The following is a 13,627-nucleotide window of genomic DNA, read 5'->3' as shown; positions in this document are numbered from 1 at the left end:
TGTCGCAAGCAGTGTGTGTTTAAGCAAACTTATTTAAAACTTTTAGTTAACGCCCACGCGCGTTTGAAACGGGAATTTCAATCCATTCAATCAGCTGTTTAGCAAAGTCACCGATGATCGGAATGAACTCGAACTGAGAAAGCCACCACACAACCAGTGATACCAAAATAGACGCACCAAGAACGGATCCAAGGCCGAATGCCAAGCCGCGCGTGAATTGGAAAAGTATGAGCCGCCATAAAGAGTTATGCACGCGGATGAAGCGATGCTTGTTCAGTGTTTCCAGCTCTGCCGTGAGCTTGTCGAGGCGTGCTTCGGTGTCATTGTTCATTTGGCAATTCCCAGATCTGGGGTTGTTCTGTGTAAGAGATATAGAGCGGATGTTTGGGGTGCCCCGCTTTGCTAAGACCAAGGTGAAAAAGTGGTTTACCAAGAGTTGTTAAAAGTGTCTGAACTGCTGCGCCGCGCGAAAGATGGGCACCGTGCGTGCCCCAAGCTGCGATGATTTGGTCTGCTGTCGCACTGGCAGATAGAATCGCCTGGTCATTGTCAGGTCCTATCGGATCAGCGGCAGCTTTCATCTTGCGTGGATCCGTATCGCGCCATGCAAAGATGTTTGTCACCGTAAAACTACCGAACCCAAGGGCGCGCGCGCGTCGCTCGCAACGCTCAACCGTTGGATCATTTTGAACTTCTGTCGCGGTGGAGGGGTTGAGCATAACAAAACAGACATGCTTGCCAGCCGTGTCCCAAACACGGCTGAGCGAATAGCGGTAACGTTCACAATCGGAATACACCGCAGTCGAGGGCGCATCGCCTTTGATATGAGTTCGCGTGATCATAGCCGCGTTATGCCTGAAACGTGCGAGCGTGCAAATCTGTGCTAGGCTATGTGAGGCAACAGAAAGGATATGATATGCAATTAGGGGCTTTTTCTGTCAGTTTGGCAGTCCGCGACTTATCAAAGTCGATTTCATTTTATGAAGACTTGGGGTTTGCGCATTTTGGCGGAACGGTCGAGCATGGATATGCAATCATGAAAAACGAAGAAACGTTGATCGGTTTGTTTCAAGGCATGTTTGAGGCCAACATGCTGACCTTCAATCCTGGATGGGATCAATCAGCGGGCGAAGTAGATTCGTTTGAGGACGTGCGAAACATAAAGGCGAAGATGATCTCAGCCGGCCACACGATTGAACATGAACAAGGTGGCGAAAGCGGGCCTGCGAGCTTCATAGTTGTTGATCCGGACGGAAATCCTATCTTGATTGATCAACACCGTTAAGCAGAGCGTACGAAAACACGCGATGGGTGCAATTCGCCAGCTTTGTAAACACCAACTGCAACGGCTTCACCATTCAGGGACGCCCAAGCCTCATCGCCGTATTCCACGCCCTCTGCGGCAAAGACCATACCGGGATTACCGTTGCGCAGCTTTGTAGCGCCTTCTTCAGTGCACCGCAGTTCAGTCAAATCATCAAGGCCAACCTCAAGGGGCTGAATGTGATCATCTAGCGCTGGTGTGCGTTCAAGCTCTTTGATCTGAGCCATGCTTAGACCATCGGCAGCGTCAAAGGGGCCTGACCAGATGCGGCGCAGTTTTAACACATGTCCATAACAGCCCAAAGCCGCGCCAAGATCACGCGCGATAGAGCGGACGTAACCACCTTTGCCACATGTCATTTCAAGCTCTATGTGATCCGCATCGGGGCGATCTACGAGCAAAAGCCCTTCAACCCAAAGAGGGCGTGCAGAAAGTTCGACATCTTCGCCATCGCGCGCGAGTTTATGGGCGCGTTGACCATCGATTTTGACTGCGGAAAATTTTGGCGGAACCTGCTGGATGTCGCCAATAAAGGTACTGAGGGCTGCGGTGATGTCTACATCCTCTGGGCGCGTGTCACTGCTTTGAATGATTTCGCCTTCGGCATCATCGGTGTTCGTTGCTTGTCCCAAACGCACAGTGAAACGGTAGGCTTTCAAAGCGTCAGTAATGTACGGCACAGTTTTTGTTGCTTCGCCAAGGGCTACAGCTAAAACACCAGTCGCTTCGGGATCAAGCGTGCCAGCGTGACCTGCTTTCTTCGCATCGAGCGCCCATTTCACTTTGTTTACAACAGCTGTGGAAGTGATACCCGCTGGTTTATCAACCACAATCCAGCCAGAAATATCGCGACCTTTGCGTTTACGTGCCATGTGCGTGTCCTTTGGGGTGTTTCAGCGCGCCGCCTAGCCAATCCGCGCGCGACCGTCAATTACTCTGCAGGAATAACCGTTCCAACGATGGGTCCTAGCTTGTTCCAGCCAATACCAGAAGATCCGATTTGAGGCGCATATAGCCGCGAGATATTTCCATCGAAGAAAAGCGCATTCGGCGTATTTAGAACATCGCGAAAAAAGGAACCAAACTCGTGGAACGTCACAGTGTTACGCGAAATGACGAAGGTAGCGATGCTGCCATCTTTGTTTGTCCCAACGCCATTTCGGATATATCGCGACGTGCTGTCGATCAGGAAACGCGGGTGCAGCGCACCGTCGATCACGAGCATAGGGCCAGATTGGCTGGCGTATGTGCATTCTGGCGCGCGGCGCGCGAATTTGCGGGCTTCAATGACATCTGCGCGGTTTTCACCGATGCAAAACACGCCATTGGGAAGCAGCCCAAAATTACCGGGACCATCTGATGTGATGATGCGCTGTTCTTGCGCGCCATTCTCAAGATAAAGACCAACAGGCGCGCGATCTTCATGATACATACCAGCGTTCATCGCAAAGCTGAGCTTTTCGCCACTTTGTTTGAGCTGTGCGTTCACAGAAGAAAAGTAGCCAAGCACTTCGCCCGCGTCATCTTTGAGAAAAAGCCGCAGATCCTCGCTGGTGAGGTCCACATCGCAAACGACAAAGCGATTGTCTTGATAGGTTTGCTCGCGACATTCTGCTGCGGCCAACGGTGCCGCGAGACAGATCAAAAGGGCGCAGAGCCAGTGCTTCATTCTTCCTCGTCGTCACGCTCGGACGCGCGCTCGATATCTTTGCGCACATGTTCTTGCTCAAACATGCGGCGTGTCTCGTCCATCTTGTCAAAGGTTTCATCCAAGCGAAAGCGCATGTCTGGCGAATGCTTAAGAGCAAGCTTTTTGTTGATCAGATGGCGCAGCTCCCCCTTGTTCTTGGCGAGCAATTGGATCACGTCATCCTTGCCTTCACCACCAAGCGGGAGTGCGTAGACTGTTGCGACGCGCAAATCTGGAGAGACGCGCACCTCGCCGATTGTTACGGACAAACGGTTCAGATCAACGTCGTGCAGATCGCCACGTTGCAAGATTTCGGACAGACCGCGGCGGATCAATTCACCAACTCGAAGTTGGCGCTGCGATGGGCCGGAGCCGCTGGAGTAAGATTTCTTAGCCATGTGCTTCACTTATGCTCTATCGGTGCCTTTGCCAAGCTACTGTGCGCGGGTTAAGAGAGAGCAACGAGATAAGGAAATGTACGATGACTGAAACACCTGGGATTGTTGTGACTGGCGCCTCTGGCCGTATGGGACAGATGTTGATCAAGACTATTCAAGAAAGTGACGCGGCGCATCTTGTCGGGGTTTTGGAACGTCCCGGCCATGATTGGGTTGGTCGCGATGTTGGCGTTGCTATGGGTGGATCTGAGGTTGGTTTGTTGGTGACGGACGATCCTTTGGAAGTGTTTGCCAAGGCCCAAGCGGTGATTGATTTTACTTCTCCGGATGCGAGCGTCGCGTTTGCGGGTCTCGCTGCGCAAGCGCGCGCTGTGCATGTTATTGGCACGACTGGATTTGAGGATCATCATTTAGATGCGTTCAAAGCGGCCGCGCGCCACGCAACGATTGTGCGGGCCGGTAACATGAGCCTTGGCGTGAATTTGTTGACGCAGCTGACGAAAAAGGTGGCGGCGGCGCTGGATGAGGACTTCGACATTGAAGTGATCGAGGCGCATCACAACATGAAAGTGGACGCACCCTCTGGCACTGCGCTGATGTTGGGTGAAGCGGCAGCTGAGGGTCGTGGCGTTAACCTCAAGGATGTGCGCGACAGCGGGCGTGATGGAATCACAGGTGCGCGCAAGCGGGGCGATATTGGGTTCACGGCTATTCGCGGTGGCGATATTGTTGGCGAGCATGATGTGCTTTTTGCGGCTGCGGGCGAGCGGATTGTGATCCGCCATATGGCCACGGATCGGCGCGTTTTCTCGCGCGGAGCGCTGAAAGCCGCGCTTTGGGGGCAGGGTAAAGCACCCGGTGAATACGATATGCTTGATGTCCTTGGTCTCTAATTCTCCTTAAATTCGGCAAAAACCCGCTTTAGATAATCACCCACCGACGTGAGTTTTTTGATCCGAATAGGGCGAACTCGCGTATAGTGGGTATCTAAGAGGGGATTCGAACCATGCTACGATTTTGCGCTTTTGCGATTGCTTTGATTGCTACGCCTGCGTTTGCGGCGAATTATACAAAGATCAATGACAAAGCTGAATTTGTGAAGCTGGTGAGCGGTAAGACCCTGACGCGACCGCTTGTGAAGCTTCAAGTGTCCTCCGCAGGCAGCATCAAAGGGCGCGGTGCCACGTGGGATGTGAACGGTAAGTGGACGTGGGAAAACGGCTATTTTTGTCGGAACTTGAATTGGGGCGGCACAGAACTTGGCTATAACTGCCAAGAAGTTGGATTGTCCGATGGTAAGGTACGCTTCACGTCAGATCAAGGCACTGGCGACTCTGCCGAGTTCAGACTCCGCTAAACGTCTAGAAATCGATCGCGATCCCTTTTTTCTCCCAGTCTCCATAGCGTACAGGCTCTGGCCCGTTGCGACCTCCTAGTTCAGGCGCAAGATCTAGGGCCTTTGCGTTTTTACGACGCTCTTCCGCTTCAGCCAATGCGCGCTGGGCAGCGGGTGGCAGATCTTTACTAACATCTTCGGACATGTGAGCGCTCCTTTCCATAGGGATATACCCTTGATATACGCCGCCAAGCAGGATCGGCAAGCAGCGCAAAGGGCAAGCAATGGCAGATAATGGTGTAGCAGCGCGGCGAGCGGCGGCTGGATTGCTTGGACAAGTTCTAGGCGAGCAGGTGATGCTCTCTGAAGCGTTGGGCGCAGCCTATATGCAAAAGCTTGATTATGATGATCGTGCGCGTGCCCAAAGGTTGGCGACAGAGACGTTGCGTTCCTTGGAGCGCGTAGATCGCATCATGAAGCCGTTCTTGCGCAAACCACCCCCCTTGGCGGTCCACAATGTACTAAGAATTGCGACCTATGAGCTTTGTACCGGTGGCGCGGCGCATGGTGTTGTGAATGACGCGGTCAGCAGTGTCGGAGCCAACAAGCGCACAGAAAAAATGAAAGGCCTGACAAACGCGGTTTTGCGTAAAGTCGTGGACAAAGGGCCAGAAGAATGGGCGAAATTGCGTGTGCCACGGCTGCCAAAGTGGCTGCGTGCGCCGCTTTCGCAAGCCTATGGCTCTGAGAATGTAGGCGCAATTGAACGCGTGCACTTCGAGGGCGCACCATTGGATCTAACACCAAAACACGATGGTGCCGCTCTGGCGGAGGCTGTGGGCGGTACGCTTACGGCTACCGGATCTGTGCGAATAGATGGCGCTGTTCAAGTGTCTGCACTAACTGGATACGACGCGGGTGATTGGTGGGTGCAGGACGCGGCTGCTGCGTTGCCTGTTGAAATCCTAAAACCCAAGAGCGGCGAAAAGATCATTGATCTTTGCTGCGCCCCCGGTGGGAAAACGATGCAAATCGCGGCGAGCGGTGCAACAGTGACAGGGGTTGATACCTCAGAGCGACGTATGCAGCGCGTTCGCGAGAATTTGGAGCGTGCAAAACTCGACGCAGAACTGGTCGTTGGTGATGCTTTGGAGACGAGTGGTGAATATGACGCCGTGTTGCTCGATGCGCCTTGTTCTGCGACAGGCACGATTCGGCGGCATCCTGATTTGCCATTGGTTAAAGATGGGTCTGACTTTGGCGGGTTGATTGAACTGCAAGCCCAGATGCTGGCTCATGCAGTAACACTGTTAAAGCCCGGTGGTCGGCTGCTTTTCTGTACATGCTCTTTGCTCCCAGATGAGGGTGAATGTCAGGTTGAAGACCTTCTTGAAGCGCATCCTGAATTGGAAATTGATCGCGATGCGTTAACGATTGAGGGCGTTGATCCTGACTGGATCACTCAAGAAGGTGGGCTTCGTCTGCGGCCAGATTATTGGGCTGAGCAGGGCGGCATGGATGGATTTTATATCGCACTGTTACGCAAACCAGCTTAGCGCTGAATTTTCGACGATGACTCTGACAGTATCTCGCGGTATGCTCTGACCAATTAACGCGCCAAAAGAGCGTATAAGGCAGAGCAGATGTCTATAGCGAGTAAATGGTCAGTGCGGGCGACCCGTACGATGCACCGCGTTCATGCGCGGCTTGTGACCCGCCAAACGGCGGCGACTGGCTTTGTGTCGCAACCTGAACCTCGGACCATTGGAAGTTTTGCCAAGGGACGCCAGCTGAGCGCTGGAAACATCATGTTTGCAGGTCATCTGGTTGAGGCCCCAAAAACCAACCTTTGGGATATCCCAGCGCCTGATGCGGCATTTGCAGAAGAAGCGCATGGCTTTAGTTGGCTCGACGACTTAGCCGCTGTGGGTGATTTGGCCGCACGTGAGACGGCGCAAGCATGGGTTTGGGGCTGGATAGACGCCTATGGTCGGGGCAAAGGCCCGGGATGGACGCCTGCGTTAACAGGTCGTCGCTTGATCCGCTGGATTAACCATGCCCTGTTCTTGTTGCGCTCTCAGGATAGTGAATCCTCTAAAGCATTTTATCGCTCGCTGACCCAACAAACGACATTTCTATCGCGCCGTTGGCACAAGACAGAACCGGGCCTAGCGCGCTTTGAAGCGTTGACCGGAATGATTTACGCAGGCCTGTCATTGAGTGGCATGGAAGCGCATGTGAACCCCGCAGTCAAAGCTTTGGCTCGCGCCTGCGCTGAACAAATTGATGCTGAGGGTGGGATTTCAACGCGTAATCCCGAAGAATTGCTGGATGTGTTTACCCTTATAACTTGGGCTGCTGTGAGCCTGCGTGAATCGGGGATCGTGCCGCCACAAGAGCATCTGGACGCAATTGAGCGTATCGCACCAACGCTGCGTACGTTGCGCCATGCAGATGGAAGTCTCGCGCGCTTTCATGGTGGTGGGCGGGGCGTTGACGGTCGTTTGGATCAAGCTCTGTCCAATTCTGAAGTTCGGCACGCGGTTCCTGATGGCTTGTCTATGGGATTTGCGCGGCTTTCAGGCGGACGCACCAGTTTGGTTGTCGATGCGAGCGAACCGCCCAAAGGCGTTGCGTCGCACAACGCGCACGCCTCCACACTCGCGTTCGAGCTTACGTCAGGACGGCGTCCTTTGATTGTGAATTGTGGTTCTGGCAAAGTCTTTGGTGAAGATTGGCGCCGCGCTGGGCGCGCGTCACAGTCGCATTCAGTGCTTTCGATGGATGGCTATTCTAGCGCGCGTTTTGCAGCATCAGGTAGCAAAAAGCGCCAATTAGAACTGTTGGTCGATAGTCCCAAACACGTCCCTGTTCAGATCAGTGAAGCCCCTGATGGCATGCGTTTGCAAGCAGGGCATGACGGCTATGATATGACGCATGGCTTGACCCACGCGCGTACTTTGGAGCTGACGTTTAATGGTCGTGGTCTTGCGGGTGAAGACATGCTTCTTGCGATGGAGGATGTCGCCAAAAAGCGCTTTGATGCGAAAATGGACGAGGTAAGCTTGCAAGGTTTACCCTTTTCGATCCGCTTTCATTTGCATCCAGAGGTCGATGCAGCGCTCGATATGGGCGAGACAGCCGTGTCTATTGCGCAAAAAAGCGGTGAACTTTGGGTGTTCCGTCATGATGGCGTCGCCAAATTGAGCCTTGAGCCGAGCGTTTATTTGGAAAAAGGGCGTCTACAGCCGCGCGCGACAAAACAGATTGTTTTAACTGGCCGCGCTTTAGACTATGCGACGCGTATTCGGTGGTCGCTGTCTAAAACGCAAGATACTGCGGTAGGAGTGCGCGATCTTGTGCCGGACAACGAACTGCAATTTTGACTCTAGGACGATGATCTCATGACTGACCTTTCCCCCATCCGCCGCGCTTTGCTTTCTGTGTCTGACAAAACGGGGCTGATCGAGCTGGGAAAGTCGCTGTCCGCACGCGGTGTCGAACTGCTTTCAACCGGCGGCAGTGCGAAAGCGCTGCGCGACGCCGGGCTGGACGTGCGTGATGTTGCGGATGTGACCGGATATCCAGAAATGATGGATGGGCGTGTGAAGACGTTGCACCCTGCGGTTCATGGCGGATTGCTCGCGCTTCGCGACAATGACGCGCATGTCGCCGCGATGGATGAGCATAACATCGGCGCAATCGATTTGTTGGTTGTGAACCTTTATCCGTTCGAAGAAACAGTTGCCAAAGGCGGCGACTACGAGACGTGCATCGAGAACATCGACATCGGCGGCCCTGCGATGATCCGCGCGGCGGCAAAGAACCATCAGTTTGTGAGCGTGGTTGTGGATGTTGAAGATTATGATGCGCTCTTGGCCGAATTGGATGCCAATGACGGGCAGACATCCTATGCGTTTCGTCAAAAGCTGGCGCAGACTGCTTACGCGCGCACAGGTGCTTATGATGCGGCTGTGTCAACTTGGATGGCAGATGCGCTGGGCGAAACTGCTCCACGCCGTCGTGCTTTCGCCGGAACGTTGTCGCAGACATTGCGCTACGGTGAGAACCCGCATCAAACAGCGGCGTTCTACACCGATGGAACAGAGCGTGCCGGCGTGGCGACAGCTGTGCAACATCAGGGCAAAGAGCTAAGCTATAACAATATCAACGACACGGATGCCGCGTTTGAATTGGTCGCTGAGTTTGATCCAGCGGATGGTGCGGCTTGTGCGATTATCAAACATGCGAATCCATGTGGTGTGGCGCTAGGCAGATCATTGATCGAAGCTTACAAAAGCGCCTTTGATTGCGATCGCACCTCTGCATTTGGTGGCATTGTTGCGCTGAACCAGCCACTTGATGAGGAAACTGCGAAAGAGATAGTTGGCATCTTTACCGAAGTTGTGATCGCGCCCGGTGCCTCTGATGCCGCGCGCGAAGTGTTTGCGGCGAAGAAGAACCTGCGACTGCTGACAACCGATGGTTTGCCTGACAATCGTGCTGGTGGTCTCACCTATCGCCAAGTCGCGGGTGGCATGTTGGTGCAAGACAAAGACGTCGGTTTTGTTGGCATGGATGATTTGAAGGTCGTGACCAAGCTCGCACCGACAGAAGAGCAGATGCGCGATCTTTTGTTTGCTTGGAAAGTTGGCAAGCACGTGAAATCAAATGCGATTGTCTATGTAAAAGATGGCGCAACCGTTGGTGTTGGTGCAGGCCAGATGAACCGTCTGGATAGCGCTTTGATCGCGGCGAAAAAGGCAGAGCGTATGGCAGAAGTTCTTGGACTTGAGACACCTTTGAGTGTTGGATCAGCTGTCGCATCGGATGCATTTTTCCCATTTGCCGACGGTTTAATGGAAGCGGCAGCTGCTGGTGCCTCTTGTGTTATACAACCTGGAGGGTCTATGCGCGATGATGAAGTGATTGCAGCCGCGGATGAGGCTGGCTTGGCGATGGTGTTTACAGGTATGCGCCATTTCCGCCATTAAGAAACGTTAAGGGAGGACGCAGATGCGTCTGGTATTTTGGGCAGGCTTTTGGGTGTTTCTCGCGGATCAAGCGAGCAAATACCTCGTGGTTCATTGGATGAACCTGCGCGAAGTAGGTAGCATTGATGTGTTACCGCCTTTGTTGAACCTGCGCATGGCGTGGAATTATGGTATAAACTTTGGTCTGTTTTCCGGCGATAGTGATCAAACGCGTTGGATCTTGATTGGCATCGCGATCATGATTGTTGCATTCGTGCTTTATTGGCTTCGCAAAGAAGAGTTCGGAAAGATTGGTTTGATTAGTGCTGGCATTCTAATTGGTGGTGCGCTGGGCAACATCATTGATCGAATTCTCTACGGTGCCGTTGCGGATTTTCTTAATATGAGCTGCTGTGGTTTTAGCAACCCGTTCTCCTTTAACGTTGCTGACATAGCAATTTTTGCGGGGGCTTTGGGAATGGTGATTTTTGCTGGCGATAGCAAAGAAGACCCAGAACCAGAAGCATAGGCGGGCTTTTGCAGTGATGTGAAAAGCCTAGGTGACGTGGCTTTAACAATAGGTTAAAACCACGGCGAACGGAGCGGAGTGAACCATGCGACCGGCGAGCAGTTTGATCTTGATTTTGGCCCTCGGGCTTTCAGCATGCGGTGAAGTAAAGCTGCGCGATTTGTCTGATCCGGCAGCGGGTCCAGAGGAATTTGACATTATTCCAAACAAACCGCTCGAGACCCCAGATAACTTTACAACATTGCCAACGCCGACCCCAGGCCAAGCCAATCTAAGTGACGCAACACCAAAAAAAGACGCGGTGCTTGCGTTAGGTGGACGCCCTTCATTGCTTGATGCGCAAGGGGTTGCGCGAAACGATGCGGCTTTGGTTGCAAGTGCGTCGCGCTATGGCGTCACGCCAAACATTCGTGAAAAGACTGCCGCTGAGGACGCCAAGTTCCGTAAGCAACGTGGACGTTTCTCAAACATTCGCTTGTTCAGAACGGACCGATACGGCAGCGTTTATAAGCGCGAGAAGCTTGACGCGCGTGACGCGCTTATCAAGGCACGTCGCACAGGCCGCATTACGCCGACAGTTCCCCCTGCAAACTAAATCGCTCTCACGAAGCTGTCAGCGCGCTTGAAACGCGACTGCGCGAACGTAGGTAGTGAGCAGACACCCTATTTATCCTGCGTAAGGAGTACGTGATGCGCTTTGGACTTCGTGTGGTTGCGCCTGTTTTGGCGTTTTTGGCAGTGCCCGTTAGCGCGCTTGCAGACATTACGCGCTTTGACGAACAGGTGAGCACCTTCGACTTGGACAACGGAATGGAAGTGGTGGTGATTGAAGATCACCGCGCGCCCGTGGTGGTTCATATGATGTGGTATCGTGCGGGGTCTGCGGATGAAAAGCCTGGCGTTTCCGGCGTGGCACACTTCTTGGAGCATCTGTTGTTCAAAGCGACAGACAACATGGAAGCGGGAGAGTTTTCCAAAACTGTCGCAGCCAATGGCGGGTCGGACAATGCGTTTACGTCGTATGACTATACCGCTTATTTTCAACGCGTTGCCTCTGACCGGTTAGAACTGATGATGCAGATGGAGGCGGATCGCATGGTGAATCTACGTCTCACCGAGGCGGATATTCTGACTGAGCGCGAAGTTATTATCGAAGAGCGTAATCAACGCACCGAAAACAACCCAAATGCGCTTTTTGGTGAGCAAGCAAGTGCTGCGCTTTATATGAACCATCGCTACGGCGTGCCTATAATTGGCTGGCGTCATGAAATGGAAACGCTCGAACTGCCCGATACGCTTGAATATTATGAACAGTTTTATGCGCCCAACAATGCAATCTTGATCGTTGCAGGCGACGTGACGCCTGAAGAGGTTAAAGAACTGGCCGAGCGTCATTATGGCCCGTTGGAAGCAAACCCTGATCTTGAACCACGCGCTCGCCCACAAGAACCGCTTCACAATGTTGAGCGACGTTTGGTTTTCGAAGACCCACGTGTGTCGCAGCCCTATGTGCGCCGCTCTTATCTCGCACCAGAACGGAATAGCGACGATCAGAAAACGGCCGCTGCCCTGATGCTTGGCGCAGATTTGCTGGGTGATGGGCAGACGTCTTTCATGACGCAAAAATTGCAATTCGAGGACAAGACAGCCGTGTTCGCCAGCGCTTATTATCGTGGCACATCGCTGGATGACACCACATTCACGACAATCGTTGTCCCCGTGCCCGGCGTGACCTTGGCTGAAGCAGAGGCGCAAATGGACGCGGTCATCGAAGAATTTATGGAAACACCGATTGATCAGGCGCATCTGGCGCGGATCAAGAGCCAAATGCGCGCGAGCCGGATCTACGCGAAAGACAACGTGCAAGGGTTGGCAAATAGCTATGGGCGCGCGTTGACCTCAGGGCTTACGATTGCGGATATTCTGGCTTGGCCCGATGTCGTTGAAAGCATCACAGAAGAAGATATCAAAACCGCAATGCGCGCGGTGTTTGATAAGAAGTCATCGGTCACGGGATGGCTGACATCTGGTTTGGAGGCAACACAATGAAGCATTTTTTCCTGAGTGTTCTGACGGTTGTCACGCTGGTGGCCGCCCCTTTGCGCGCCGATGTCGATATCCAAGAAATAACATCCCCAATGGGCTTTAAAGCGTGGTTGGTTGAGGATCATACACACCCGTTCATGGCGCTGCGGATTGGTTTCAAAGGCGGCGCATCGCTTGACCGTCCTAACAAGCGTGGTTCTGTTTCGCTGATGATGGCTTTGTTAGAAGAAGGTACCGGCGATCTGGATGCGCGAGCGTTTGCGCGTGAGGTGGATGAGCTCGCGGCATCGTTTAGCTTTGACGCGTCTGGTGACTCTGTCAGTATTTCTGCACGCATGTTGAGCGAAAATCGCGATGCAGCGGTTGCTCTTTTGAAGGGCGCGTTGACAGCACCTTCGTTTGAGCAATCGGCGATAGATCGTGTGCGGGCGCAGGTCGTGTCGATCATCGGGTCTGATCTGAAAGACCCCGATGCGATTGCGCGTTCGGCCTTTAACAAGGCAGCATTCGGTGATCATCCTTACGGAAGCTCAAATGAAGGAACGCTTGAATCTGTTGGTGCCTTGACACGCGAAGACATTGTGAACGCGCACAGCGATATAATGGCGCGGGATCGGGTGTTTATTAGTGCTGTTGGTGATATCACTGCTGATGAGTTAGGCGCATTGATCGACGACCTTCTGGCTGACCTGCCCGAAACAGGGGCTACTATGCCTGAGCGTGTAGAGGTAGCCTTGGAGCCGGGTGTGACGGTCGTTGAATACGACACGCCACAATCGGTTGCCTTGTTTGGACATCGCGGCATCAAGCGTGACGACCCTGATTTCTTTGCCGCGTTCATCGCAAGCACGATCCTTGGCGGCGGTGGATTTGAAAGCCGCTTGATGGATGAGGTGCGCGACAAACGCGGTCTGACCTATGGCGTTTATGCATTTCTGTCCCCAAGAGATCATGCAGAAATGGTGCAGGGCCAAGTGGCATCAGCGAATGATCGGATTGCTGCAGCGATAGAGGTGATCAAGGACGAGTGGGCGCGCCTGGCAAACGAGGGTGTGACGCAAGAAGAACTTGATGCTACGAAGACTTACCTGACAGGTGCGTATCCTTTGCGCTTTGATGGCAATGCCCCAATCGCGCGTATTTTGATGGGCATGCAGATGGGTGATCTGCCGATTGATTACATCAACACGCGTAATGATAAGGTGAACGAGGTCACGCTCGAGCATATCAATCGTGTGATAAAAGAAGTGTATTTGCCCGATGAGCTGCACTTCACAGTCGTTGGTAAACCTGACGGTCTTTGAGAGCTTGAGCGCCCTTGATGAAAGGGC

At 53.2% G+C, this 13,627-nt stretch carries 16 protein-coding genes; 10 read left to right on the top strand and 6 right to left on the bottom strand.

What is annotated here, in order from left to right:
• Positions 1 to 46 precede the first annotated feature (46 nt).
• Positions 47 to 331 (bottom strand): DUF5665 domain-containing protein, encoded by a 285-nt coding sequence (locus ACTG3Z_RS11985; RefSeq protein WP_375265952.1) that lies wholly within the window; start codon positions 329 to 331, stop codon positions 47 to 49.
• Positions 321 to 842, bottom strand: a complete 522-nt coding sequence (locus ACTG3Z_RS11980) for a DUF1643 domain-containing protein (protein WP_439143305.1) — start codon at positions 840 to 842, stop codon at positions 321 to 323. The genes ACTG3Z_RS11985 and ACTG3Z_RS11980 overlap by 11 nt, the downstream gene beginning before the upstream one ends.
• Before the next feature lie 74 nt (positions 843 to 916).
• Here ACTG3Z_RS11980 and ACTG3Z_RS11975 point away from each other — a divergent pair, with 74 nt between their 5' ends.
• Positions 917 to 1,285 (top strand): VOC family protein, encoded by a 369-nt coding sequence (locus ACTG3Z_RS11975; RefSeq protein WP_439143304.1) that lies wholly within the window; start codon positions 917 to 919, stop codon positions 1,283 to 1,285.
• Here the strand turns inward: ACTG3Z_RS11975 and truB are convergent.
• Genes truB through rbfA form a run of 3 tightly spaced genes read right to left on the bottom strand, consistent with a single transcriptional unit; the run spans position 1,282 to position 3,412 of the window.
• Positions 1,282 to 2,196, bottom strand: coding sequence for a tRNA pseudouridine(55) synthase TruB (gene truB, locus ACTG3Z_RS11970; protein WP_439143303.1), 915 nt, complete (start codon positions 2,194 to 2,196; stop codon positions 1,282 to 1,284). The genes ACTG3Z_RS11975 and truB overlap by 4 nt on opposite strands.
• 59 nt (positions 2,197 to 2,255) lie before the next feature.
• Positions 2,256 to 2,993 carry a phosphodiester glycosidase family protein gene (locus ACTG3Z_RS11965; RefSeq protein ID WP_439143302.1) on the bottom strand — a complete coding sequence of 246 codons (738 nt, stop codon included), beginning with the start codon at positions 2,991 to 2,993 and terminating at the stop codon, positions 2,256 to 2,258.
• Positions 2,990 to 3,412: a 30S ribosome-binding factor RbfA gene (rbfA, locus tag ACTG3Z_RS11960; protein ID WP_439143301.1), complete on the bottom strand. Its 423-nt coding sequence runs from the start codon at positions 3,410 to 3,412 to the stop codon at positions 2,990 to 2,992. The genes ACTG3Z_RS11965 and rbfA overlap by 4 nt, the downstream gene beginning before the upstream one ends.
• An 83-nt stretch (positions 3,413 to 3,495) precedes the next feature.
• On the opposite strand from rbfA, the gene dapB reads away from it, so the two are divergent.
• Together dapB and ACTG3Z_RS11950 are read left to right on the top strand one after the other, a co-directional pair.
• A complete protein-coding gene (dapB, locus tag ACTG3Z_RS11955) occupies positions 3,496 to 4,305 on the top strand; it encodes a 4-hydroxy-tetrahydrodipicolinate reductase (RefSeq protein WP_439143300.1) in 810 nt (269 codons plus the stop codon).
• Positions 4,306 to 4,418: 113 nt separating this feature from the next.
• Entirely contained in the window at positions 4,419 to 4,769 is a 351-nt protein-coding gene (locus ACTG3Z_RS11950) for a dihydrodipicolinate reductase (RefSeq protein WP_439143299.1), read from the top strand.
• A gap of 4 nt (positions 4,770 to 4,773) precedes the next feature.
• Here ACTG3Z_RS11950 and ACTG3Z_RS11945 read toward each other — a convergent pair whose 3' ends face one another.
• On the bottom strand, positions 4,774 to 4,953 hold the full coding sequence (locus ACTG3Z_RS11945; RefSeq protein WP_439143298.1) for a DUF1674 domain-containing protein: 180 nt from the start codon (positions 4,951 to 4,953) through the stop codon (positions 4,774 to 4,776).
• Positions 4,954 to 5,032: 79 nt separating this feature from the next.
• Between ACTG3Z_RS11945 and ACTG3Z_RS11940 the strand changes: the two genes are divergently transcribed.
• The 7 genes from ACTG3Z_RS11940 to ACTG3Z_RS11910 all read left to right on the top strand — a co-directional run bounded on the left by ACTG3Z_RS11940 (position 5,033) and on the right by ACTG3Z_RS11910 (position 13,600).
• Positions 5,033 to 6,304, top strand: a complete 1,272-nt coding sequence (locus ACTG3Z_RS11940) for an RsmB/NOP family class I SAM-dependent RNA methyltransferase (protein ID WP_439143297.1) — start codon at positions 5,033 to 5,035, stop codon at positions 6,302 to 6,304.
• Between the two features lie 87 nt (positions 6,305 to 6,391).
• Positions 6,392 to 8,134, top strand: a complete 1,743-nt coding sequence (locus ACTG3Z_RS11935; RefSeq protein WP_439143296.1) for a heparinase II/III family protein — start codon at positions 6,392 to 6,394, stop codon at positions 8,132 to 8,134.
• An 18-nt stretch (positions 8,135 to 8,152) separates the two neighbouring features.
• Complete coding sequence (purH, locus tag ACTG3Z_RS11930) at positions 8,153 to 9,742, top strand: bifunctional phosphoribosylaminoimidazolecarboxamide formyltransferase/IMP cyclohydrolase (RefSeq protein WP_439143295.1); 1,590 nt, start codon at positions 8,153 to 8,155, stop codon at positions 9,740 to 9,742.
• Between the two features lie 22 nt (positions 9,743 to 9,764).
• Positions 9,765 to 10,250, top strand: coding sequence for a signal peptidase II (lspA, locus tag ACTG3Z_RS11925; protein WP_439143294.1), 486 nt, complete (start codon positions 9,765 to 9,767; stop codon positions 10,248 to 10,250).
• Positions 10,251 to 10,335: 85 nt separating this feature from the next.
• Positions 10,336 to 10,845, top strand: a complete 510-nt coding sequence (locus ACTG3Z_RS11920; RefSeq protein WP_439143293.1) for a DUF3035 domain-containing protein — start codon at positions 10,336 to 10,338, stop codon at positions 10,843 to 10,845.
• A 95-nt stretch (positions 10,846 to 10,940) separates the two neighbouring features.
• On the top strand, positions 10,941 to 12,299 hold the full coding sequence (locus ACTG3Z_RS11915) for a M16 family metallopeptidase (RefSeq protein ID WP_439143292.1): 1,359 nt from the start codon (positions 10,941 to 10,943) through the stop codon (positions 12,297 to 12,299).
• Positions 12,296 to 13,600, top strand: a complete 1,305-nt coding sequence (locus ACTG3Z_RS11910) for a M16 family metallopeptidase (protein WP_439143291.1) — start codon at positions 12,296 to 12,298, stop codon at positions 13,598 to 13,600. Before ACTG3Z_RS11915 ends, ACTG3Z_RS11910 begins: the two co-directional genes overlap by 4 nt.
• Positions 13,601 to 13,627: the final 27 nt, after the last annotated feature.

It is taken from the genome of Planktotalea sp. (genome assembly GCF_965659345.1).
In the GTDB taxonomy this organism is placed as follows: Bacteria; Pseudomonadota; Alphaproteobacteria; order Rhodobacterales; family Rhodobacteraceae; genus Planktotalea.
This window is presented reverse-complemented; position numbering and strand designations above follow the sequence as displayed.